Below are 22,366 nucleotides of genomic sequence, written 5' to 3'. Positions count from 1 at the left end.
GCCCTCAGGTCCCGGTGATGTGCTCGGGGCGGATCGGCAACCGGGTCAGCGGCCGCCCGCAGGCGGCCCGGACGGCGGCGGCCACCGCCGGGCCCGAGGAGATCGTCGGCGGCTCCCCCACCCCGCGCACCCCGTAGGGCGCGTGCGGGTCGGCGTACTCGAGCACCTCCACCCGCATCGGGGGCATGTCCAGCACCGTGGGCAGCAGGTAGTCGGTGAACGACGGGTTGCGCACGTGGCCGTCGGTCACCACGACCTCCTCCATGAGCGCCAGCCCCAGCCCCTGGGCGCTGCCGCCGTGGATCTGGCCGACGACGGCGTCCGGGTTCAGCGCGCGCCCGACGTCCTGGGCGGTGTCGAGCGCGACCACCTTCACCAGGCCCAGCTCGACGTCCACGTCGACCACCGCCCGGTGCGCGGAGAAGGCGAACTGCACGTGGGCGTCGCCCTGGCCGGTCTCCGGGTCGATCGCGTGGGTGGGCCGGTGCCGCCACTCCACGGTCTCCTCGACCGCGTCGTCCCCCAGCACGTCGGCCAGGGCGGCCAGCACCGCGCCGTCGGCGGCCAGCACCTTGCCGCCGTCCAGCCGCAGCCCGTCGACGGCCACGTCCAGGGCGACCGCGGCCCGGCGCAGCACGGCGGCGCGCACGGCCTCGCACGCGGCCCTGACCGCGCCGCCGGTCACGTAGGTCTGCCGGGACGCCGACGTCGACCCGGCGGAGCCGACCGAGGTGTCGGCCGGGACGACGACCACCCGGTCCACGCCGAGCTCGGTGCGGGCGATCTGCTGCTGCACGGTGACCAGCCCCTGGCCGACCTCGGCGGCCGCGGTGTGCACGGCTGCCACCGGCTCCCCGGCGGTGACCTGCAGGCGCACGCGGGCGGTCGAGTAGTCGTCGAAGCCCTCGGAGAAGCCGACGTTCTTGTACGTCACCGCGTACCCGACGCCCCGGCGCACGCCCTCGCCGCGGGTGGTGTTCCCGACCGCCCCGGGCCGGGCCCGCGGGTCACCGGGGTCGGCGGGCGGGGGCAGCGGCATGGCGGCCACCCGCTCGACCAGCTCGGCGACCGGCGCGGCGGAGTCGACCACCTGGCCGGTGATGTTCCGGTCGCCCTCCCGCAGGCCGTTGCGGCGCCGGATCTCGACCGGGTCGAGGCCGACCGCCTCGGCCAACCGGTCCATCAGCGCCTCGACGGCGAAGGCGGTCTGCACGCAGCCGAAACCGCGCATCGCGCCGCACGGCGGGTTGTGGGTGAACACCCCGTACACGTCGACCTCGACCGAGCCGAACCGGTAGGGCCCGAGCCCGAGCGTGCCGGCGTTGCCGACGACCGCGGCCGTGGAGGACGCGTAGGCGCCGCCGTCGAGCACCGTCCGCGCCCGGCCGTGGACCAGCGTGCCGTCGCGCTCGGCGCCGAACTCGTAGGTCATCCACGCCGGGTGCCGGTGCACGTGGCCGTAGAAGGACTCCTCCCGGCCGTAGCTCATCTTCACCGGCCGCCCGGTGCGCAGCGCCAGCAGGCAGGCGTGCACGTGCACCGAGAGGTCCTCGCGGCCGCCGAACGCGCCGCCCACGCCCGCGAGGGTGAGCCGCACCCGCTCCGGCGGCAGGCCGAGGGCCAGGCACACCTGGCGCTGGTCGACGTGCAGCCACTGCGTGGCCACGTAGAGGTCGACCCCGCCCTCGCCGTCGGGCACGGCCAGGCCGGACTCCGGGCCGAGGAAGGCCTGGTCCTGCATGCCGACCTCGACGTCGAGCGAGACGACGACGGGCGCCTCCGGTCGCGGCTCGCCCCGGCGCAGCCGCAGGTGGCGGACCAGGTTGCCCCCGGGGTGCACCTGCGGGGCGTCGCCGTCGAGGGCCCGCAGCGGGTCGGTGAGCGCGGGCAGGACCTCGTAGTCGACGCGGATCCGCCGGGCCGCGCGGCGGGCGGTCTCGGGGTGGTCGGCGGCGACCAGCGCCACCGGCTCGCCCTCGTAGCGGACCACGTCGGCGGCCAGCACCGGCTGGTCGGCGTGCTCGAGCCCGAAGGCGTTCTCGCCCGGGACGTCGTCGGCGGTCAGCACCGCGGTCACCCCCGGCACCGCGAGCGCCTCGGCGACGTCGATGCCGCGGATGCGGGCGTGCGGGTGCGGGCTGCGCAGCGTGACGCCCCAGACCATGTCGTCGTGCCAGAGGTCGCTGGCGTAGGCGAACTCGCCGGTCACCTTGAGCGTGCCGTCCGGCCGGACGGCGTTCTCGCCGATCCGGCCGGTGCCGGTGGTGGCCGGCGCGGCGGTGGTGGTGGCCGTCATCGCCCCGCCTGCCGCCGGGCGGCCAGCCGGACCGCGTCGAGGATCTTCTCGTAGCCGGTGCAGCGGCACAGGTTGCCGGCCAGCGCCTCGCGGATCTCGGGGTCGGCGGGCTCGGGGACCCGCGCGAGCAGGTCGTGCGCCGCGACGACCAGGCCCGGCGTGCAGAAACCGCACTGCACCGCGCCGGCGTCGACGAAGGCCTGCTGCACGGGGTGCAGCCCGGCCCCTCCTGCACCGGTCAGGCCCTCGACCGTGGTGACCTCGCGGCCGGCGACCTGCCCGGCCGCGACCAGGCAGGAGCAGACGACCTCGCCGTCGAGGTAGACCGTGCAGGAGCCGCACTCGCCCTGCTCGCAGGCGTTCTTGGCGCCGGGCAGGCCGAGCCGCTCGCGGAGCAGGTACAGCAGGCTCTCCCCCGGCCAGACGTCGTCCGCGGTCCGTTCGGTGCCGTTGACGGTCACGGTGACCCGCATCAGGCCGCCCTCCTCAGGTCGTCCCACGCCCAGGTGAGCGCGCGCCGGGCCATGACCGCCAGCGCGTGGCGGCGGTAGGCCGCGCTGCCCCGGACGTCGTCGATGGGCGCGGCCGCAGCGGCGACCCGGTGGCCGAACTCCGCGGCCAGGCCGTCGTCCAGCGCCGTGCGGCCGGCCCAGTCCAGCTCCTCGGCCACCAGCTGCTCGGCCTTCGGGGCCCGGCGGGGGGTGGGGGCGGCCGAGCCGATGCCGGTGCCGACCGCGCGGCGATCGGGGTGCAGGGCGACGGCGACCGACGTCACGGCGATCACCATCGCGTTGCGGGTGCCGACCTTGCAGAACTGCTGCGGCCCGGCGGCCACCGGGACGAGCACCGCGGCGATGAGCTCGTCGGCGGCCAGCGCGCTGCGCTTGGGGCCGGTGAAGAAGTCGGCGACCGGCAGGCGGCGGGTGCCCCGGGCGGCGGAGGCCAGCTCGACCTCGGCGCCGGCGGCCAGCAGCGGCGGGTGCGCGTCCCCGGCCGGCGACGCCGAGCCCAGGTTGCCGCCGACGGTCCCGCGGGTGCGGATCTGCGGCGACCCGACGGTGCGGGCGGCGATCGCCAGCCCGGGCAGCCGGCCGGCCAGCTCGGTCAGCACGCGGGCGTAGGGGACGCCGGCGCCCAGCCGCACCCGGTCGCCCTCCAGCGCCCACTCCTGCAGGTCCGGGACGCGGGTGAGGTCGAGCAGGGCGGCCGGGCGCCGGCGGTCGAAGGTCAGGTCGACCATGACGTCGGTGCCGCCGGCCAGCGGCAGGGCGTCGGGGCGCTCGGCCCGCAGCGCGAGCGCCTCCGACCAGGTCGCCGGCTGGAGGAAGTCCACCCGCGCACGATCCCAGCCCGCGGGCCCGCAGACCAGGGACCGCGCCCGGACGGGCGTCGTCCTGCCCCCCTCCGGGGGTCGCGTGGTCGCCGTCCGCACCGCCGGCCGCGGGGACTGCGCCCACCGCGGCGGCGTCAGCCGGTCAGCGCCGGGTCGAGGTCCAGGGTGCGCACCATCGAGTCCAGGACGGCGGTGTCGTACCCGTGGTCGGAGCCCGGCCGCTGCACCGCGTCGGCGACCAGCGTGCGCGGCCCGTCCGGCCCGGGGGCGAGCTCGACGGCGTAGGAGGTGATGAGCGTGCCGGCCGGGTACAGCCCCTGCCCCTCGGTCCCGGTGAAGGTGCGCACGGCCGGTCGGCCGTCGAGGGTGAGCTCCACGCGCTCCCGCTCACCGGCCCGCGGCTCGGTGACCCGCTCGAACGGCGCCGGTTCCACGCGGAGCACGACGGGCGCGACGCGGGCGTCGGTGCCCGCCTCCAGGTCGAGGTCGTCCCGCGCGAAGCGGCTGCAGGGGGGCACCACGTCGCCGGGGTTGACCGACCAGTCGGCGGGGTGGTCGACCGTCCACCGGCCGGGGCTGGTGCACGTGGCCGCCAGCCGCACCTCGTCGGGAGGCGTGGTCAGCACGTCGACGACGATGCGCGCGGGGTCCTCGAGCCGGGTCACCGCGAACGGCCGGCGTTCGTCCAGCCCGGCGAAGAACGCGTACCGGCCCTCGTACAGGCCGTCGGTGACCAACGCCCGCAGCGCCTCCGTGCCGGCGACCTCCAGCCGCTCCGGGCCGGCCCAGGGCTCGGTGCCCTCGGGCGCGTCACGGGGCAGCGTGACGCCGGTCAGCGTGATCCCGAGGGTGGCGTCACCCGGGACCTCGACGGGTGCGCCCGAGCCCTGGCTGCGCGGGTCGTCGGTGTAGCCGACCGCGTAGCCGGCCTCGCCGCCGCCGGCCGTCTCGAACACGACGCGGTCGAAGCCGTCGTGGGCGCCGAGCCGGACGTCGGTGAGCACCACCGGCTGACCGTCGACGTCGGCGGTGACCTCGTCGGTGCCGCCCGGGCCGAACGGCTCGAGGCCTCCCGGGCTGCCCCCCGGGTGCCGGACGTCGACGACCAGCCGCGCCGGGTCCTGCAGGGTGGTCACGCCGAACGGGACGCGCTCCTCGAGCCCCAGGTGCCAGGTGAGGACGCCCTCGAAGTCCCCGGTCTGCACCGCCTCGAGGAGCACCTCGCCGTCGGGGACGTTGACCACGCCACGGTCGGGGTAGGTGGTCCGCGGCTCGTCGCCGGAGAGGTCCACGCCGCTGGCCGGGGCGGCCTGCACGCGCAGCACCGCCCGGCCGGCCAGGGCCACCTCCCGCCCGGAGGGGTCCTCGGTGACCGGGGGCTCGACGTACTCGACCCGGTAGCCGGGCAGCGCGTCGCGCTCGAACTCCAGGACGAAGCGGTCGAAGCCGTCGTGGCCGGCGGCCCGCGCGTCGGCCAGGTGGGCGGTCGGGCCGGAGCCGGGGTACCCGTCGGTCACGACGGGGTCGGTCCCGGCCTCGCCGACGGGCCGCGGTGCCGCGGTGGTGGTCGCGACCGTGGTGGTCGCGGTGGTCGTGGTCGTGGACTGGGTGTGCGCCGCGGCCGGCACGGGAGCGGCGATCAGCGCTCCGGCGCCCAGCCCGGCGACGAGGGTTCGCACCATCGCGATCCCGCACCTCCCGGGTCTCGGGGACGTCGTCCCCGAGGGCCCTGCCCGCGACCTCCGGGCGGCCGAACGCCGGTCGTGCGTTCTCCACGTGATCGCAACGTGGTGACCGCGGCGTGGTGACCGCGACGTGCGCCGGGGCGGGTCAGGCGAGGCCGGCGCCGTCCAGCTCGAGGGAGGCCACCATCTCGTCGAGGACGGCGACGTCGCGCGGGTGGTCGGTGCCGGGCAGGCCCACCGCGGTCGCGACCAGCGTGCGGCCGCCGCCCAGGTCGACGCGGTGCTGGGTGACCGGGGTCCCGGTCGGCCACAGGCCGGGACCGGTCCGCAGCTCCTCGCGCACGGCCGCCCGGCCGTCGACGGTCCCCTCGGTCGAGTCCACCACCGCGGCGCCGGGGTCGCCGGCCTCCGCCGGCGGCACGGGCAGCACCTCGAAGGAGATCGGGGCGGTGCGCACGTCGGAGGCCTCGGGGACCTCGAACGGGCCGGGGCCGAACCAGCTGCAGGCGGGCAGCACGCCGGCCGCGTTGGTCGACCAGTCCGCCGGGAGCGCGACGGTGAAGCCCTCGGGGTTGCTGCAGGTCACCGACGAGGTGTCGTCCGGCGTCGCAGCCGCGGTGGCGGGGGTCGCCGCGGCGGCACCCACCCCGGCCGGGGCGGCAGCGGGCAGGGGCGCGCCACCGCTCAGCGAGGAGGTGCACGCGGTCAGGGCCAGCACGGCGAGGCCGGCACCGGGGAGGAGCTGCCGCACGAGGTGGCCGCCTTCCGGGTCGGGGTCGGTGACCTCCCCTCCCTGCCCAGCCGGGCGGAGGCCGAACCACGCGGCACCCGGGTGTGTGACGCGCCACCGGGGCGCACGCATCGGACCGCGTCCACCTGGGCATGGCGTCGGTCATGCAGCTGCCCGAGCCCCGGGGCCCCCTCTCGGCCGCCCTCGCCACCGACCTGCGCGAGCGGTCCGCCGTCGACCCCGCCACCGCCGAGCTCGCCGCCCGCGCCGTCGACGGGATCGCCGCGGCGGCGGCCGACCCGCTGCTCGACGAGGACCTGCAGCTGTCGCTGGCGGTCTGCTACGAGCTGCACTACCGCGGGTTCGACGACGTCGACCCGGCCTGGGAGTGGGAGCCCTCGCTGCTCGCCCTCCGGGCCCGCCTGGAGGCCGCGCACCTGGCCGGGCTGCGCGCACTCGTCGGTGAACCGCCCGCCGGCGAGGGGCCGGTGGACAGCCGGCTGGCCGACCTGGTCGCCGCCGACGACGGCCCGTCGCTGTCGCGGTACCTGGCGCGGGACGGCAGCCGCGAGCAGTGGCGGGAGTACCTGACGCTGCGGTCGGTCTACCACCTCAAGGAGGGCGACCCGCACAGCTTCGCCATCCCGCGGCTCGAGGGCCGGGCGAAGTCCGCGATGGTGGAGATCCAGGCCGACGAGTACGGCGGCGGGTCGGCGGCGCGGATGCACAGCACCCTGTTCGCCGGCATGCTCCACGACCTCGACCTGCCCGACGCCTACGGGGCGCTCTGGGACGCCGCGCCCGCACCGGCCTTCGCGTCGGTGAACACGATGTCGCTGTTCGGCCTGCACCGCCGCTGGCGCGGGGCCGCCGTCGGGCACCTGACCGCGGTGGAGATGACCTCGTCGGAGCCCAGCCGCCGCTACTCGGCCGGGCTGCGCCGGCTCGGGTTCGGCGAGGGCACCCGGGTGTTCTACGACGAGCACGTCGAGGCCGACGCGGTGCACGAGCAGATCGCCGCGGTGGACATGTGCGGGTCGCTGGTCACCGGGGACCCCGCTCTGGCCGACGACGTCCTGTTCGGTGCCGCCTGCGCGCTGGCCCTCGACGGGCTGACCGCCCGGTACCTGCTCGACCGGTGGGAGGACGGGGGCTCCGCCCTGCGGCGTCCGGGTCAGCCGGGCACCGCGGCCTCCCGCTCGCGCCCCGCCCGGGTGATCGCCCAGCCGAAGACGGTGGCCGCCGGGAACATGAGCACGCTGTAGACCGCCGCGGGGACGGCGAGCTGCACGCTGCCCAGCACGCTGATCGCCACCGCGATGGCCAGCGTGCCGTTGTGCACGCCGATCTCGAAGGCGCTGGCGACCGCCTGCCTGCGCACCACGCCGAACGCGCGGGGGACGAGGAACCCGGCGGTCAGGCTGATCAGGCAGAACAGCAGTGCCGGCAGGCCGACGTCGGCCATGTACTCCCCCACGTTCTCCCGCTCCGCCACGACGGTGCCGACGATGACCAGCGCGAGCACGGCCGCGGAGCCGATGCGCACGGGCGTGTCCATCCGGTCGGCGAACGCGGTCGCGCGGTTGCGGACGAGCATGCCGACGGCCACGGGGACCAGCACGACCGCGAACACCTGCACCGTCTTGCCGAACTGCAGGCCGAGGTTGCCGGCGCCGGGCGGGTCGAACCAGGCGATCGCCAGGTTCGTGACGACCGGCAGGGTGACCACCGCGATCAGCGAGTTCACCGCGGTGAGCGTGACGTTGAGCGCGACGTCGCCCCGGAACAGGTGGCTGAAGAGGTTGGCCGTCGTGCCGCCGGGGCTCGCGGCCAGGAGCAGCATCCCGACGGCGAGCAGCGGCGGCAGGCCGAAGGCCAGCACGAGCCCGAAGCAGACGGCCGGGAGCACGACCAGCTGCAGGCCCAGGGCGATGGTCACCGCGCGGGGGTGGCGGCCGACGCGGACGAAGTCGCCGACGGTGAGCGACAGGCCCAGGCCGAGCATGACCAGGGCGAGCGCCGCCGGCAGGGCGAGGTCGGTGAGTGCCGATCCCATGGAGACCTCCGTCCCGGCGCCCGCTGCGCCGTCGACCGGCATCCTCGGGCACGGAGGGCCCCGCGCGGCAGCGTGTCCCTCGGCGCGGCGACCGTCCGGCTCACCCGGTACCGCTCCTGCCGAGGCGGTCGCCGCCACCGGCCGAGCACCGTCAGGCCCGGTCGCCGTCCTCGCGGCGGATCCGCGCGGCCGGGCGCGGTCGGGCGGGGGCGCTGGGCGCGCGGAACCCGGCCCGCTTGTGCGTGCCGTCGCAGAAGGGCTTGATGCCCGACCGGCCGCACCGGCAGAGCGCGACCGTCTCCCGGCCGGGGTCGATCTCGGTGCCGTCCTGGTCGACCAGCCGGAAGTCCCCGCGCACCAGCAGCGGCCCGTCCCGGTAGGGCGTGATCGTCGCGCGCCCCGCCGGCGCGGCCGGCGCGGCGTCGGGCGGGGCGGGGAGGTCGTCGGGCCGGGCCGCGGGGTCGTCGGGGTCGGGCGGGAGGGGCAGCGCGCTCACACCCCTCCCCTGCCCTGCCCCGACCCGCCGCACACGCGCGGGGTCAGCCGCCCCGGGCCGCCCCGCTCCCCGGCTCGCCGGACACCGGGCGCCCGCTCTCCGTGCGAGGTGCCGGCGGCGCGCTCTCCGGCGGTGCGGTCTCCGACGGCAGCTCGGCGCCGGTCCGGTCGGCGGGCAGCCCCTCCACCGGCCGCTCCGCCGGGGCGGTGAGCAGCGGGGCGACGAGGGCGGCGAGGACCGCCCCGACCAGCGGGGCCACCAGGAACAGCCAGACCTGCTCCAGCGACTCGCCGCCGGCGAACACCGCCGGGCCCAGGGAGCGGGCCGGGTTGACCGAGGTGCCGGTGAGCGGGATCCCCACCAGGTGGACGGCGGCGAGGGACAGGCCGATGGCCAGGCCCGCGAAGCCCGGCGCCGCGGCCCGCCCGGTCACCAGGAGCACCACGAGGACGAAGGCGACGGTGAGCAGCGCCTCGAGCACGAAGGCGCCGGTGGCGCTGATCGTCGTGCCGTACGCGTTGCTGCCCAGCGCGCCGGTCTGGTCGACCAGCTCACCGACGTCGCTGGTGAGCAGCTGCAGCACCGCGGCCCCGGCGATCCCGCCGGCGAACTGCGCGACCCAGTAGCCGACGGCCTCGGGCAGCGTCATGCCGCGCGAGAGCAGGACGCCCAGGGTGACGGCCGGGTTGATGTGGCAGCCCGACACCGGGCCGAGGGCGTAGGCGAGGGCCACCAGCACCAGGCCGAAGGCCAGGGCCACGCCGGTCGGCCCGAGCTGGTCGATCCCGGCCACGGCCGAGCCCACCGCGACGACCACCAGCAGGGCGGTGCCGAGGAACTCGGCGCCCAGGGAACGGACGAAGGTGGGCGACACGGCCCCTCCTCCCGGACGACCACAGCCGGTCCCCCGCGCCGCCGCGGCGGCAGCTCCGGTGCGGGTCGGACACAGGTTGCACGCAACCGGCCGCGACACGCCAGGCCCCGCGGCGCGGTCCGGGCCGGGCCTCCACCCGGTCCCGCGGGTCAGCCGCCGGGTGACTCGTAGCCGTAGAACACCCGCTCCACGACACCGCGCGCGTGCCGCGTGGCGCGGCGGTACTCGTCGAGGAACTCACCCGGCTCGACGTCGGCGCCGCGGCCGCTGGCCCGCGCGACGCCGGCCAGCTCCACGCCCGGCCGCGGCAGCTGGTCGCTGGGCCGGCCGCGGACCAGGAAGACCGCGTTGCGGGCCCGGCTGGCCAGCTCCCACGCCGTCCGCAGGCTGTCGGCGTCGTCGCCGTCGAGCAGGCCGGCCTCCCGCAGCGCCGCGAGGCCGGCGACGGTCGCCGGCACGCGGAGGGACGGCACCCGCGCGACGTGCTGCAGCTGGAGCAGCTGGACGGTCCACTCGACGTCGGCCAGGCCGCCGCGGCCGAGCTTGGTGTGCGTCGCCGGGTCGGCGCCGCGCGGCAGCCGCTCGCGCTCCACCCGCGCCTTGATCCGCCGGATCTCGGCCACCTGCGCGTCGGTCAGGCCCTCGGCGGGGTAGCGGATCGGGTCGACGAGGGCGACGAAGTCCCGCCCCAGCTGCTCGTCCCCGGCCACCGGCACCGCCCGCAGCAGGGCCTGCACCTCCCAGACCGACACCCAGCGCTCGTAGTACTCCCGGTAGGCCGAGAGGCTGCGCACCAGCGCCCCCTGCCGGCCCTCGGGGCGCAGGTCGGCGTCGACCTCGAAGGCCGGGTCGGGGGCGGGCTCGCCCAGCAGCCGGCGCAGGGTGTGCGCCACCGCGTTCGCCGCCGCGGTGGCCCTGCCCTCCTCGGCGCCGGCCCGGGGGCGGTGCACGAACAGCACGTCGGCGTCCGACCCGTAGCCCATCTCCGCGCCGCCGAGCCGGCCCATGCCGATGACCGCGAGGTCCATCGGCACGTCGTCGGGCGCCGTGCCGCTCTCGGCCGCCCACGCCCGGGTCGCGGCGTCCACCCCGACCTGGAGCGTCGCGACGGCGACGTCGGTCAGGGCGCGCCCCACCTCGACGACGTCGAGCAGGCCGAGCAGGTCCGCGCAGGCGATGCGCAGCAGCTCCGAGCGGCGCAGCCCGCGCACCACGCGGACGCCGTCGGCCGGGTCGGCGGCGCGGCCCGCGGCCTGCCGCCAGGCCCCGGCCAGCGCGTCGGCGGTCCGCGGCCGCAGCTCGTCGTCGTCGGCGAGGATGCGCAGGGCCTCCGGGGTGCGGGTGAGCAGCGAGGCCACGTACTGGCTCGAGCCGAGCAGCTGGGCCAGCCGCTCGGCCACGTGCCCCTCGTCGCGCAGCAGCCGCAGGTACCACTGGTTCCCGCCGAGGGCCTCGCTCACCTGCCGGTAGGCCAGCAGGCCGGCATCGGGCGAGGCGCAGTCGGCGAGGGTCTGCAGCACGACCGGCAGGAGGTACTTCTGCATCGCCGCGGAGCGGGAGACCCCGCCGGTGAGCGCGCCCATGTGCCGGAGCGCGCCGTCGGGATCGGCGAAGCCGAGGGCGCGCAGCCAGTCACCGGCGGCCTTCGAACCCAGGTGCGCGGCCTCCGGCGGCACCTTGGCCACGGCCGACAGCAGCGGCCGGTAGAAGAGCTTCTCGTGCAGCCGGCGCACCTCCCGGGTGTGCAGGCCCAGCTCGGCGTCGAGGACGGCGACGGCGTCCCCCCGGTGGTCGGGCTTGTAGCCCAGCGCCCGGGCCAGCCAGCGCAGCTGCTGCTCGTCGGTGGGCAGCAGGTGCGTGCGGCGCAGCCGCAGCAGCTGCAGCCGGTGCTCGACGGTGCGCAGGAACCGGTACGAGGCGATGAGCGTGTCGGCGTCGTCGCGGCCCACGTAGCCACCGGCCCGCAGCGCGTGCAGGGCCGGCAGCGTCCCGCCGACGCGGAGCCGCACGTCGACCCGGCCGTGCACCAGCTGCAGCAACTGGACGGCGAACTCCACGTCGCGCAGCCCACCGCGGCCGAGCTTGAGCTCGCGCTCGACCTGGGCGGGCGGGATGTTCTCCAGCACCCGCCGGCGCATCGCCTGCACCTCGGCGACGAAGCCGGGGCGCTCCCCGGCCTCCCAGACCAGCGGGAAGAGCTCCTCGACGTAGGCCCGGCCGAGGTCGGGGTCGCCGGCGACCGGCCGCATCTTCAGCAGCGCCTGGAACTCCCACGTGCTGGCCCACTGGCGGTAGTAGGAGGCGTGCCCGGCCAGCGTGCGCACGAGCGGGCCGGCCTTGCCCTCCGGGCGCAGCGCGGCGTCGACCTCCCAGGCGGCCTGCGTGCAGATGCGCATGAGGGCGGCGGCCACGCGCGTGGCGACGGCCAGGGCCGGCGCGTCGGGCTCCCCGGCCTCGACCGGCTCGGCGACGAAGACGACGTCGACGTCGCTGACGTAGTTGAGCTCCCGGCCGCCGCACTTGCCCAGCCCGATGACGGCCAGCCGGCAGGCGGGGGCGTCGGCCGGCTGCTCGGCGACCGCGACCGCCAGGGCGGCGGTGAGCACGGCGGCGGCGATGTCGGCGAGCTCGGCGGCGACCTCGTCGGAGGTGAGCCCCTCGCCGAGGTCGCGGCCGGCGAGGGAGAGCACCGCGCGGCGGTAGGCCAGCCGCAGCGCGGCGACCCGCTGCGGGGAGGCGTCGGGGGCGGCCCGGCCCAGGCGGACGCCCCACGGCGGGTCGTCGGGGTCGGCGCCGACGGCGACGAGCATCTGCCGCTCGAGGGCCTGCGGGGTCGGCCGGGTGGGGCCGCGGCCGTCCTCGTCGAGGACGGTCCAGTCGCCGGGGTGCGCGGCGAGGTGGTCGGCCAACCCGGAGCTCGCGCCGAGGACGGCGAGCAGCCGGGCGCGCAGCAGCGCCGAGCCCCGCAGCCGGGCCAGCAGCGCGGCCGCCGACCCGCCGCCGGGGTCGGCGGCGTCGAGCGCCTCGACCAGCCGGCGCAGGGAGAGCACCGCCAGGTCGGGGTCGCCGGCGCGGGCCAGTGCGGAGACGACCGGCCCGGCCTCGGGATCGGCCGGCTCGTTGCGCTCGAGGTCCCACAGGCCCAGCTCCGGCTCCGACAGCAGCCGGGCGGCCCGCTCGCCGTCGAGGAAGCCGAAGCGGACCAGCCGGACGACGGCCCGGCGGGGGATCTCCCGTGCGTCGCTGGCGGTCACGGTCGGGCCGCGGCGCCGGCGCGGGCACGCACCAGGTCGGCGAACCGGCCGGCGAACGGAGCCCACACCGCCGCCAGGTCGTCGGCCACGGCCGCCACCCGCTCGGCGTGCGTGTCGGCGTCGAACGGGCTCGCGGCCACGCCGGCGGGGTCCCCGTGCGCCCACTGCGCGACCCGCGCGGCCGTCGGCTCGACGTGGAACTGCAGCCCGTAGACCCGCTGCCCCACGCGGAAGGCCTGGTGCGGGTACACCGGGCCCGCGGCGAGCAGCAGCGCCCCGGGTGGCAGCTCGCTGACCTCGTCGTGGTGCCACTGGACGACGTCCGGGGTCATGGGCAGCGGACCGAACAGCGGGTCGCGCTCGGCGGCGTCCCGCTTGGCGACCAGCGCGGCGCCGACCTCGGGGCCCTCGGTGCCCACCCGGATGCGCCCGCCGGCGACCTGGGCCAGCAGCTGGGCGCCCAGGCACACGGCCAGGGTCGGCACGTCGCCGGCCACCGCCTGCGCCAGCAGCGCCCGGACGCCGGTCAGCTCGGGGCTGGTCGCCGCGTCGTCCAGCGAGGACTGCGGCCCGCCGAGCACCACCAGCCCGTCGACGCCGGCGAGGTCGTCGGGTAGCTCGTCGCCCTCGCCGACCGACCGGACGTCGAGCTCCAGGCCTGCCGCGCGCAGCCACTCGCCGAGGCGCTCCGGCGGATCGGTCGGGCTGGGGACGACGACGAGCAGACGGGCCACACGGCGAGCGTAGTTCCCGCCCGTTGCCGTGCCCCGGCAGCGACCACCCGCCAGGGGCCCGCGCCGAGCCGGGTGACGTGCTGGAATGGCCCCCCTGCAGGGACCCGCGCCGAGCGTGCGACGCGCGGGGGGCAGGGGGGTCCTTCTACATGCCCGGCAGGTAGCGGCGCAGCTCCCAGGGCGTGACATTCTGCCGGTAGGCGTTGAACTCCTCCCACTTGTTGCGCAGGAAGAACTCGAAGACGTGCTCGCCGAGGGTCTCGGCGACCAGCTCGCTGCCCTGCATGGCCGTCAGCGCCTCGCCGAGGGAGACCGGCAGGTCCTCGTAGCCGGCCGCGCGCCGCTCGGTGTCGGTGAGCGACCACACGTCGTCCTCGGCCTCGGGGGGCAGGTCGTAGCCCTTCTCGATGCCGCGCAGGCCGGCCGCCAGCAGGACGGCGAAGGTCAGGTACGGGTTGCACGCCGAGTCCGGCGAGCGGACCTCGACCCGCGCCGACTGGCCCTTGTTCGGCTTGTAGGACGGCAGGCGCACCAGCGCCGAGCGGTTGGCCCGGCCCCAGGTGGCGGCGGTCGGGGCCTCGGTGCCGGCGAGCAGCCGCCGGTAGGAGTTCACCGTCTGGTTGGTGACGGCGGTGTACTCCCGCGCGTGGTGCAGCAGCCCGGCGATGAACTGCTTGCCGGTGGTCGACAGCTTCATCGGGTCGGCGGGGTCGTGGAAGGCGTTGCGGTCGCCCTCGAACAGCGACAGGTGGGTGTGCATGGCCGAGCCGGCCAGCTCGGTGAACGGCTTGGGCATGAAGGTGGCGTGCACGTCCTGGCCGAGCGCGACCTCCCGGACGACGTGCCGCAGCGTCATGATGTTGTCGGCCATGGAGAGGGCGTCGGCGTAGCGCAGGTCGATCTCCTGCTGGCCGGGGGCCACCTCGTGGTGGCTGAACTCGACCGAGATGCCCATGGCCTCGAGCGCGAAGACCGCCTCGCGGCGGAAGTCGTGGGCCACGTTGTGCGTGGACAGGTCGAAGTAGCCGCCGGTGTCGGCGGGCTCGGGCGGGCCGCCGTCGGTCGGGAGGTCCTTGAGCAGGAAGAACTCGACCTCGGGGTGGGTGTAGAAGGTGAACCCCATGTCGGCGGCCTTGGACAGCGCACGGCGCAGCACGTGGCGCGGGTCGGCCCAGGACGGCGAGCCGTCGGGCAGCGTGAGGTCGCAGAACATCCGCGCGGTGTCGCTGGCCTGCCCCTTGGCCGCCGGCATCACCTGGAACGTGCCGGGGTCGGGCTTGGCGAGCATGTCGGACTCGTAGACCCGCGCGAAGCCCTCGATCGCCGACCCGTCGAAGCCGATGCCCTCGGCGAAGGCCGCCTCGATCTCCGCGGGCGCCACCGCCACCGCCTTGAGGTAGCCGGAGACGTCGGTGAACCACAGCCGCACGAAGCGGATGTCGCGTTCCTCGAGGGTGCGCAGGACGAACTCCTGCTGCCGGTCCATGCTCGCCATGATCGAAGTCCAGTCGTGTCCGCTCGGTGACGTCGCCCGACAGCCTGCCCCGTCCGGCGGGTCGGCACACCGCCGGGGCGCGCCCTACCGCCCGCGGCTCACCCTCCGGGCGCGCCGTGCCGCCCGCGGCTCACCCTCCGGGCGCCGTGCCGCCAGCGGCCCACCCTCCGGGCGCGCCGTGCCGCCAGCGGCTCACCCTCCGGCGAGGTCGGCCAGCGGCACGTCCGGGTCGGCCAGGTGCTCCGTGGACACCGGTTGGCGCGCCCGCACGAGCGCCTGGACGGCGTCGGTGACGTCCCAGACGTTGACGTTCATCCCCGCGGTGACCCGGTCCTCGGCGTCCAGCCAGAAGGCGACGAACTCGCCGCCCTCGGGGTCGCCGCGGCACACCACCCGCTCCCCGGGCGCCCCGAGGCCCGAGTACTCCATCCCCAGGTCGTACTGGTCGGTGAAGAAGTAGGGCACGCGGTCGTAGGTGACCTCCCGGCCCAGCGCGGAGCGCGCCGCGGCGGGGCCCTGGTTGAGCGCGTTGGCCCAGTGCTCGACGCGGACGTGCCGGCCGTGCAGCGGGGAGAACGCGGCGGCCACGTCCCCGGCGGCGAAGACGTCCGGTGCCGAGGTGCGCAGCGCGGCGTCGACGAGCACGCCGTCGCCGACGTCGAGCCCGGCCGCGGCGGCCAGCCCCGTCTCGGGGACGACGCCCACGCCCACGACGACGAGGTCGGCCGGCAGCTCGCCGTCCGGGTCGAGCCGCACCGCGGCCACCCGCCCGCCGACCCCGACGAGCTCCCGCACCCCGGTGCCGGTCCGCAGGTCCACCCCGTGGGCGCGGTGCAGCCGCGCGAACACCTCCCCCATCTCGGGCCCGAGCACGCGGTGCAGGGGGGTGGGGAGCGGCTCGACGACCGCGACCTCGTTGCCGTACGACCGGGCCGCGGCGGCCACCTCCAGCCCGATCCAGCCGGCGCCGACCACCACGACCCGTCGGTCCCCGGCCGACAGCTCCGCCCGCAACCCGTCGGCGTCCGGGAGGGTGCGCAGGTAGCGGACGCCGGCCAGGTCGGCGCCGGGCGCGCCCAGCCGGCGGGGCGCGGCGCCGGTGGTGAGCAGCAGCCGCCCGTAGCGGAGCACCTCGCCGGTGCCGAGCTCGAGCCGGTGGTCGGCCGGGTCCAGCGCGGTGGCGCGGACGCCGGTGCGCAGCTCGACGTCGTGCCCGGCGTACCACCCCTCGTCGTGCACGAAGGCGCCCTCGCGCGGCGCGCCGCCGGACAGGTACTGCTTGGACAGCGGCGGCCGCTCGTAGGGTCGCTCGGGTTCGGCGCCGAGCAGCACGACCGGCCCGTCGTGGCCCTCGTCGCGGAGGGTCTCGACGGCCTTGGCACCGGCCAGCCCTGCACCGACGACGACGACGGGTTCCGGCTGCGGCATGGTGGCGTCCGTCCTCAGCTCGGCGCGGGATCGCAGCGATCCTCCCGCCGGGAAGGGCACGGCGGAAGCCCCGCCGCGCGCCCCACCCGGTGTGACGAGGACCACGGGTGGTGCCGGGGACAACGGCCCTGTCGGAACCGGTACGGGCGGGTCATGCTGCCCGGCCATGACCGCCGTACAGGAACAGGTGGCCGCCGCGGCCGGGGCGCTGGCCCGGCAGCAGGCCCGTGTGGACGCCCTCGTGAGCACCGCCGTCGCCGGGGACGGCTGGACCGCCCGGCTGTCCGCCGCGGACCGCGCCCGCCTGGTCGGGCAGGGGCACTTCCCCGCCTACGCGGCGGAGCTCGACTGGACACCCCGGGAGGTCGCCGGGCACCTGCGGGACAGCGCCCTGGTGTTCACCGAGCGCGTCTACCGGGTGCGGCGCGAGGAGCGGCCGGTGCTCCCGGACTTCGTCACCGACGCGCCCGAGCGCCTGGCCGGCTACCGGGCGACGGCACCGGTGCAGCTGGTCGAGCAGCTGCGGGCGGCGCAGGCCGCGCTGTTCGAGGCGGTCGCGTCGGTCCCCCCCGCCGAGCTGACCCGTGCCGGCGTCCACGAGGTCGACGGGCCGGTGACCCTGGCCGACCTCCTCGCGTTCCTGCCGGACCACCAGCGGGACCACGCCGAGCAGCTGGCGGCGCTGCTCGGCCGGTGACCGGCCCGCTGGCCGGGCGGGCGGCCCTGGTCACCGGCGCGAGCCGGCGGATCGGCATCGGCGCGGCGGTCGCCCGGCGGCTGGTGGCCGACGGGGCCGCCGTCCTGCTGCACTCCTGGTCCCCGCACGACGCGGAGCAGCCCTGGGGTGCCGATCCCGGCGGCGCCGAGGCCCTGGTCGCCGAGCTGCGGGCGGCCGGGGCCGAGGTGGCGCACGTCGCCGCGGACCTGGCCGACCCCGCGGCCCCGGCGAGCCTGGTGGACGCCGCCCGGGAGGCGTTCGGCCACCTCGACGCCCTCGTCGCCGTGCACGCGCGGAGCAGCGCGCAGTCCCTCGAGCAGCTCACCGCCGCGGAGCTGGACCTCACCTGGGCGGTCAACACCCGGTCGACCCTCCTGCTGGCGCAGGCCTTCGCCGCGCAGCACGACGGCCGGCCCGGCGGCCGCCTGCTCACCTTCACCTCCGGGCAGTACGCCGGCGCGATGCCCGGGGAGCTGCCCTACGTGGCGTCCAAGGCCGCGCTGCACCAGCTGACCCGCAGCCTGGCGGTCCACCTCGTGCCGCGGGGCATCACGGTGAACTGCGTGGACCCGGGACCCAACGACACCGGGTACGCCGACGCGGAGCTGCGGGCCGCCGTGGCGGCGGCCCACCCCGGCGGGCGCTGGGGCACCCCGGCGGACGCCGCCGCCCTGGTCGCCTGGCTGGTCGGGGACGAGGCCGCGTGGGTCACCGGCCAGGTCATCGCCTCCGACGGGGGCTGGTCGGCCCGCTGACAGCAGCGGACCCCGGCGACACCCCGGCGACCGACCCGGCGGTCTTCCCGGCGCGAACGGCCGGGCCCGGACCGGAGTCTCGGGTCGTCCGATCCACCGACCCGATCCGGGAGCCCCGCCGTGATGACCAGCACCCCCCGCACCTTCGTCGGCACGACGACCTCCGCCGTCACCGGCATGACCTGCGCCCACTGCCGGCAGGCGGTCACCGAGGAGATCAGCCGGGTGGCCGGCGTCCGCGACGTCACCGTCGACCTGGCCGGCGGCACCGTCACCGTGACCGTCGACCGGGCCGACATCGCCGCGGCCGTCGACGAGGCCGGCTACGCCCTCGTCCCGTGACCCCACCGCCCGTCCAGGACCCTCGGAGCACGCCGTGACCACCGTTCCCACCGCCCCGCCGTCCCAGCCCGCCGTCCCGCCGGGGGGCACCGACCGGGCCGCCGCTGCGGCGCACCGCCGCACGCGCCGCCGCAAGCTCGTCCTGCACTACCTCGAGATGGTCGTCGCGATGGCCGTCGGCATGGTCGCGCTGCACCCGGTGTGGTCGTTCCTGCTGGACGCCGTCGGCTGGGGCGCGGTGCTCGACGCGACCGAGCCCATGACGATGGTCATGGCGACGAACATGACGATCGGGATGACGCTGGTCATGCGCTGGCGCGGCCACGGCTGGCGCGCCTGCGCCGAGATGGCCGCCGCGATGTACCTGCCGTTCCTCGTGCTGTTCGTCCCGATGTGGGCCGGGCTCGTCCCGGCCGGCGGCGTGGTGCTCTGGGGTCACGTCCTGATGCTGGTCGCGATGGCCGGCGCGATGGCGATCCGCCCGCACGAGTACGCGCACTGCTGAACCCGACCCACCCCGCCCGACCGAGAGGACCGCATGACCGCCACCGCCCCGCCCGTGACCGTCCGCCGCGCCGGACCAGAGGACGCCGCGACGGTGCTCGCGCTGGTCCGGGAGATCGCCGCCCACGAGGGCGACGTGGCCGACGTCGCCAGCGACCTGCCCACCTGGACGGCGATGCTCGGCCGCCCCGAGGTGCTGGTGCTGCTCGCCGAGCGGGACGGCGCCGCGGTCGGCTTCGTCTCCGCCGTCCGCCGGCTGCACCTGTGGCTGGGCGCCGACGTCCTGGGGCTGGACGACCTGTTCGTCCGCGACGGGCACCGCGACGCCGGGATCGGGCGGCTGCTCATGGCCGAGCTGGGTGCGCTGGCCGCCGCGGAGGGCCTGGTGGTCCGGTGGGAGGCCCGCGAGGACAACACCGCGGCGCACCGGCTCTACCGGCGGCTGGGCGCCACCCAGCGGACCAAGGCCGTCTTCGTCTGGCGCCCCCTGCCACCGCGATCATGAAGTCCGGGGAGCGACAGGCCGGTGCTCCCCGGTGTGCCGCTTCCCGGACCTCGTGATCGCCGCGCGAAGCGGACGGGGAGGGGCCGGAGCGGGGGCCCGGTGGCCGGGGCTCGGCGGCTCCGGCCAGGATGGGGCGGTGACCGAGAACGCGCCGGTACGGCTCCGCGTGGCCCTGGCCCAGGTCGACACCCGCGTCGGCGACATCCAGGGCAACTGCGAGCTGGTGACCCGCTGGACGGCGGAGGCCGCCGGGGACGACGCCCACCTCGTGGTGTTCCCCGAGATGACCCTGACCGGGTACCCGCCGGAGGACCTCGTGCTCCGCGAGTCGTTCGCCAAGGCCAGCGAGCGGGCACTGGTCGACCTGGCCGGCGCCCTCGCCGAGCAGGGGCTCGGGCACCTCGCGGTGGTCGTCGGGTACCTGGCGCACACCGAGGGCGCCGGTCCCGCGCCGGTGGAGGAGCCGCCGGTGGACGACGACCGCCCGGCCGACGCCAACCCCCGCCGCGGGGCCCCGCGCAACGCCGCGGCGCTGCTGCACGGCGGCGAGGTCGTCGTCCGCTACTACAAGCGGCACCTGCCCAACTACGGCGTCTTCGACGAGGCCCGCTACTTCGTGCCCGGCACGGAGCTGCCCGTGGTGCGGCTGCACGGGGTGGACGTCGCGCTGACCGTCTGCGAGGACCTCTGGGTCGAGGGCGGCCCGTGCGGGGTGGCCGGCCGGGCCGGCGTCGACCTCGTCGTCTCCCCGAACGCCTCCCCCTACGAGCGGGCCAAGGACGACCTGCGGCTGCCGCTGGTCCGCCGCCGCGCGGCCGAGGCCCGCGCCACGATCGTCTACTGCAACCAGGTGGGCGGCCAGGACGAGCTGGTCTTCGACGGCGACTCGATGGCGGTCGCGCCGGACGGCGAGCTGCTGGGGCGGGCGCCCCAGTTCGTGGAGCACCTGCTGACCTGCGACCTGGAGATCGACCCGTCGTCGGTCCCCGAGCGGACCGAGGGCCGGATCGGGCCGATGACGGTGACCCGGCACGTGCTGTCGGAGGAGCCCGTCGCCGCCTTCGCCCCGCGCCCGGCGGCGATCGCGGCGCCGCTGTCGGACCCCGAGGAGGTCTGGCGGGCCCTCGTCCTGGGCCTGCGGGACTTCATCGACAAGAACGGCTTCCCCTCGGTGGTCCTCGGTCTGTCCGGCGGGATCGACTCGGCCGTCTGCGCGGCGCTGGCGGTGGACGCCCTCGGGGCCGACCGGGTGCACGGGGTGGGGTTGCCGTCGAAGTGGTCCACCGAGCACTCGCTGGCCGACGCCGAGGACCTCGCCCGGCGCACCGGGCTGCACTGGTCGGTGGTGCCGATCAAGCCGGTGGTCGAGGCGTTCCACGAGTCGGTCGACCTCGACGGGGTGGCCGCGGAGAACCTGCAGGCGCGCATCCGGGGCACGCTGCTCATGGGGCTGTCCAACCAGCACGGGCACCTGCTGCTCACCACGGGCAACAAGAGCGAGGTCGCGGTCGGCTACTCGACGCTCTACGGCGACTCCGCCGGCGGGTTCGCCCCGATCAAGGACGTGCCCAAGACCCTGGTCTGGGAGCTGGCCCGCTGGCGCAACGCGTACGCCCGGGAGCGGGGCGAGACCGAGCCCATCCCGGCCAACTCGATCGAGAAGCCGCCGTCGGCGGAGCTCGCACCCGGGCAGGTGGACACCGACTCGCTGCCCTCCTACGACGAGCTCGACGCGGTGATCGCCGACTACGTCGACCGCGACCTCGGCATGGCCGAGCTGCTGGAGCGGGGCCACGACCCGGAGGTGGTCGCCCGCGTGCTGCGCCTGGTGGACGCCGCCGAGTTCAAGCGCCGGCAGTCGGCCCCGGGAACGAAGATCAGCCTGAAGGCGTTCGGACGTGATCGACGGCTGCCCGTCACCAACCGCTGGCGGGAGACGCTGCCCACGGTCCGCGAAGGAGCGACGGCATGACCGAGTCGGTGCTGTACGGCGGCGGTTCGACCGCCCGGGTGCGCGTGCACCACCTCCAGCAGGCCAAGGAGCGCGGCGAGCGCTGGGCGATGCTCACCGCCTACGACACCACCAGCGCGTCGGTGTTCGAGGAGGCCGGCATCCCGGTCCTGCTGGTGGGTGACTCCGCCGGCAACGTCGTCCTCGGGCACACCTCGACCGTGCCGGTGACCGTCGAGGACCTCCTGCTGATGACCAGGGCGGTCACCCGCTCCACCAAGCGGGCCCTGGTCGTGGCCGACCTGCCGTTCGGGAGCTACGAGGCCTCGCCGCAGCAGGCGCTGGCCACCGCCGTGCGGATGATGAAGGAGGGCGGCGCGCAGGCGGTCAAGCTCGAGGGCGGCGTGCGGGTGGCCCCGCAGATCCGCACGCTCACCGAGAACGGCATCCCGGTGATGGCCCACGTCGGGTTCACCCCGCAGAGCGAGCACGCGCTCGGCGGCTTCCGGGTGCAGGGCCGGGGTGCGGGCGCCGAGCAGCTGCTCGCCGACGCGCACGCGGTCCAGGACGCCGGGGCGTTCGCCGTCGTCCTGGAGATGGTGCCCGCCGCGATCGCCGCGCAGGTGACCAAGGAGCTGGCCATCCCCACGATCGGCATCGGCGCCGGCGTCGACTGCGACGCGCAGGTGCTGGTGTGGCCGGACATGGCCGGGCTGACCGGCGGGCGGGTGCCGCGCTTCGTCAAGCGGTACGCCGACCTGCGGGGCGAGCTGCTGCGGGCCGCGCGGGAGTACGCCGACGAGGTGCGCAGCGGGGCCTTCCCGGGCCCGGAGCACTCCTTCGACTAGGCACTTCGCCCCGCGGTGGCCCGGGCGGCTCCGGGCACCCCGACGCGTGCGGGAGGCGCGGGCGGCCGGCAGCCCGTGCCCGAGGGCGTCGAGCCGCACCGTGAGCGCGTCGGTGCCGACTCGGGTGGCGGTCGCCGCCTGATCGAGACCGAGCGGACCGTGGGCGTAGCTGCCGGGAAGCCGTCGGGCAGCGGCGGGGCGCTCCGCACGGCGCCGCCGTCCGGCTCGCTGTCAGACGTCGGTGACGCGGATGCCGGCGTGGGCCTTGTACCGGCGGTTGACCGACACCAGGTTGACCGTCAACGCCTCCACCTGCGCGGCGTTGCGCAACCGCCCCGCGTACACCCCCCGCATCCCCGGCA

At 76.7% G+C, this 22,366-nt stretch carries 20 protein-coding genes; 8 read left to right on the top strand and 12 right to left on the bottom strand.

Going from position 1 to position 22,366, the window contains the following annotated elements; translation table 11 throughout:
- Positions 1-4: 4 nt before the first annotated feature.
- The 5 genes from pucD to D0Z06_RS04215 form a co-directional block, all read right to left on the bottom strand.
- Positions 5-2,296 (bottom strand): xanthine dehydrogenase subunit D, encoded by a 2,292-nt coding sequence (gene pucD, locus D0Z06_RS04235; protein WP_117376144.1) that lies wholly within the window; start codon positions 2,294-2,296, stop codon positions 5-7.
- Positions 2,293-2,769: a (2Fe-2S)-binding protein gene (locus D0Z06_RS04230; RefSeq protein ID WP_117376143.1), complete on the bottom strand. Its 477-nt coding sequence runs from the start codon at positions 2,767-2,769 to the stop codon at positions 2,293-2,295. The genes pucD and D0Z06_RS04230 overlap by 4 nt, the downstream gene beginning before the upstream one ends.
- On the bottom strand, positions 2,769-3,629 hold the full coding sequence (locus D0Z06_RS04225) for an FAD binding domain-containing protein (protein ID WP_117376142.1): 861 nt from the start codon (positions 3,627-3,629) through the stop codon (positions 2,769-2,771). The genes D0Z06_RS04230 and D0Z06_RS04225 overlap by 1 nt, the downstream gene beginning before the upstream one ends.
- A gap of 134 nt (positions 3,630-3,763) precedes the next feature.
- On the bottom strand, positions 3,764-5,311 hold the full coding sequence (locus D0Z06_RS04220) for an AMIN-like domain-containing (lipo)protein (protein WP_117376141.1): 1,548 nt from the start codon (positions 5,309-5,311) through the stop codon (positions 3,764-3,766).
- A gap of 148 nt (positions 5,312-5,459) precedes the next feature.
- Entirely contained in the window at positions 5,460-6,065 is a 606-nt protein-coding gene (locus tag D0Z06_RS04215) for a hypothetical protein (RefSeq protein ID WP_117376140.1), read from the bottom strand.
- 143 nt (positions 6,066-6,208) lie between these two features.
- Between D0Z06_RS04215 and D0Z06_RS04210 the strand changes: the two genes are divergently transcribed.
- On the top strand, positions 6,209-7,309 hold the full coding sequence (locus D0Z06_RS04210; RefSeq protein WP_117376381.1) for an iron-containing redox enzyme family protein: 1,101 nt from the start codon (positions 6,209-6,211) through the stop codon (positions 7,307-7,309).
- Here D0Z06_RS04210 and D0Z06_RS04205 read toward each other — a convergent pair.
- The 7 genes from D0Z06_RS04205 to D0Z06_RS04175 all read right to left on the bottom strand — a co-directional run bounded on the left by D0Z06_RS04205 (position 7,219) and on the right by D0Z06_RS04175 (position 16,381).
- The gene (locus D0Z06_RS04205) at positions 7,219-8,100 is read right to left on the bottom strand and encodes a bile acid:sodium symporter family protein (RefSeq protein WP_117376380.1); all 882 of its coding nucleotides are present in this window, start codon (positions 8,098-8,100) and stop codon (positions 7,219-7,221) included. The two genes, D0Z06_RS04210 and D0Z06_RS04205, sit on opposite strands and share 91 nt — an antisense overlap.
- Before the next feature lie 151 nt (positions 8,101-8,251).
- The gene (locus tag D0Z06_RS04200; protein WP_233517440.1) at positions 8,252-8,596 is read right to left on the bottom strand and encodes a CDGSH iron-sulfur domain-containing protein; all 345 of its coding nucleotides are present in this window, start codon (positions 8,594-8,596) and stop codon (positions 8,252-8,254) included.
- 43 nt (positions 8,597-8,639) lie between these two features.
- Complete coding sequence (locus D0Z06_RS04195; protein WP_117376139.1) at positions 8,640-9,470, bottom strand: MIP/aquaporin family protein; 831 nt, start codon at positions 9,468-9,470, stop codon at positions 8,640-8,642.
- Between the two features lie 149 nt (positions 9,471-9,619).
- The gene (locus D0Z06_RS04190) at positions 9,620-12,724 is read right to left on the bottom strand and encodes a bifunctional [glutamine synthetase] adenylyltransferase/[glutamine synthetase]-adenylyl-L-tyrosine phosphorylase (protein WP_117376138.1); all 3,105 of its coding nucleotides are present in this window, start codon (positions 12,722-12,724) and stop codon (positions 9,620-9,622) included.
- Positions 12,721-13,458, bottom strand: a complete 738-nt coding sequence (locus D0Z06_RS04185) for a type 1 glutamine amidotransferase (RefSeq protein WP_199522122.1) — start codon at positions 13,456-13,458, stop codon at positions 12,721-12,723. Before D0Z06_RS04185 ends, D0Z06_RS04190 begins: the two co-directional genes overlap by 4 nt.
- Before the next feature lie 145 nt (positions 13,459-13,603).
- Complete coding sequence (locus D0Z06_RS04180; RefSeq protein ID WP_233517439.1) at positions 13,604-14,953, bottom strand: glutamine synthetase family protein; 1,350 nt, start codon at positions 14,951-14,953, stop codon at positions 13,604-13,606.
- A 192-nt stretch (positions 14,954-15,145) separates the two neighbouring features.
- Positions 15,146-16,381, bottom strand: a complete 1,236-nt coding sequence (locus D0Z06_RS04175; RefSeq protein WP_117376136.1) for an NAD(P)/FAD-dependent oxidoreductase — start codon at positions 16,379-16,381, stop codon at positions 15,146-15,148.
- A 166-nt stretch (positions 16,382-16,547) separates the two neighbouring features.
- On the opposite strand from D0Z06_RS04175, the gene D0Z06_RS04170 reads away from it, so the two are divergent.
- From D0Z06_RS04170 to panB, 7 genes are all read left to right on the top strand, one after another.
- Positions 16,548-17,078 carry a DinB family protein gene (locus tag D0Z06_RS04170; RefSeq protein WP_158579876.1) on the top strand — a complete coding sequence of 177 codons (531 nt, stop codon included), beginning with the start codon at positions 16,548-16,550 and terminating at the stop codon, positions 17,076-17,078.
- Positions 17,075-17,854 (top strand): SDR family oxidoreductase, encoded by a 780-nt coding sequence (locus tag D0Z06_RS04165; RefSeq protein ID WP_199522121.1) that lies wholly within the window; start codon positions 17,075-17,077, stop codon positions 17,852-17,854. Before D0Z06_RS04170 ends, D0Z06_RS04165 begins: the two co-directional genes overlap by 4 nt.
- 123 nt (positions 17,855-17,977) lie before the next feature.
- The gene (locus tag D0Z06_RS04160) at positions 17,978-18,196 is read left to right on the top strand and encodes a heavy-metal-associated domain-containing protein (RefSeq protein WP_117376376.1); all 219 of its coding nucleotides are present in this window, start codon (positions 17,978-17,980) and stop codon (positions 18,194-18,196) included.
- Positions 18,197-18,230: 34 nt separating this feature from the next.
- Positions 18,231-18,701, top strand: coding sequence for a hypothetical protein (locus D0Z06_RS04155; RefSeq protein ID WP_199522120.1), 471 nt, complete (start codon positions 18,231-18,233; stop codon positions 18,699-18,701).
- Positions 18,702-18,734: 33 nt separating this feature from the next.
- Positions 18,735-19,205, top strand: coding sequence for a GNAT family N-acetyltransferase (locus tag D0Z06_RS04150; protein ID WP_117376134.1), 471 nt, complete (start codon positions 18,735-18,737; stop codon positions 19,203-19,205).
- 136 nt (positions 19,206-19,341) lie between these two features.
- Positions 19,342-21,177 (top strand): NAD+ synthase, encoded by a 1,836-nt coding sequence (locus tag D0Z06_RS04145; RefSeq protein WP_117376133.1) that lies wholly within the window; start codon positions 19,342-19,344, stop codon positions 21,175-21,177.
- Entirely contained in the window at positions 21,174-22,004 is an 831-nt protein-coding gene (gene panB, locus D0Z06_RS04140) for a 3-methyl-2-oxobutanoate hydroxymethyltransferase (protein WP_117376132.1), read from the top strand. Before D0Z06_RS04145 ends, panB begins: the two co-directional genes overlap by 4 nt.
- Positions 22,005-22,366: the final 362 nt, after the last annotated feature.

The sequence above is a fragment of the Geodermatophilus marinus genome, assembly GCF_003428645.1.
Taxonomy (GTDB): domain Bacteria; phylum Actinomycetota; class Actinomycetes; order Mycobacteriales; family Geodermatophilaceae; genus Geodermatophilus.
The sequence above is the reverse complement of the archived record's forward strand: the minus strand, read 5'-3'. Positions and strand labels throughout refer to the sequence as shown.

Bases quoted from the DNA above. Each gene is read 5' to 3' on its own strand.
- pucD (WP_117376144.1), bottom strand. From the start codon at position 2,296: ATGACGGCCACCACCACCGCCGCGCCGGCCACCACCGGCACCGGCCGG.
- D0Z06_RS04230 (WP_117376143.1), bottom strand. From the start codon at position 2,769: ATGCGGGTCACCGTGACCGTCAACGGCACCGAACGGACCGCGGACGAC.
- D0Z06_RS04220 (WP_117376141.1), bottom strand. From the start codon at position 5,311: ATGGTGCGAACCCTCGTCGCCGGGCTGGGCGCCGGAGCGCTGATCGCC.
- D0Z06_RS04210 (WP_117376381.1), top strand. From the start codon at position 6,209: ATGCAGCTGCCCGAGCCCCGGGGCCCCCTCTCGGCCGCCCTCGCCACC.
- D0Z06_RS04205 (WP_117376380.1), bottom strand. From the start codon at position 8,100: ATGGGATCGGCACTCACCGACCTCGCCCTGCCGGCGGCGCTCGCCCTG.
- D0Z06_RS04180 (WP_233517439.1), bottom strand. From the start codon at position 14,953: ATGGCGAGCATGGACCGGCAGCAGGAGTTCGTCCTGCGCACCCTCGAG.
- D0Z06_RS04175 (WP_117376136.1), bottom strand. From the start codon at position 16,381: ATGCCGCAGCCGGAACCCGTCGTCGTCGTCGGTGCAGGGCTGGCCGGT.
- D0Z06_RS04170 (WP_158579876.1), top strand. From the start codon at position 16,548: ATGACCGCCGTACAGGAACAGGTGGCCGCCGCGGCCGGGGCGCTGGCC.
- D0Z06_RS04160 (WP_117376376.1), top strand. From the start codon at position 17,978: ATGACCAGCACCCCCCGCACCTTCGTCGGCACGACGACCTCCGCCGTC.
- D0Z06_RS04150 (WP_117376134.1), top strand. From the start codon at position 18,735: ATGACCGCCACCGCCCCGCCCGTGACCGTCCGCCGCGCCGGACCAGAG.
- panB (WP_117376132.1), top strand. From the start codon at position 21,174: ATGACCGAGTCGGTGCTGTACGGCGGCGGTTCGACCGCCCGGGTGCGC.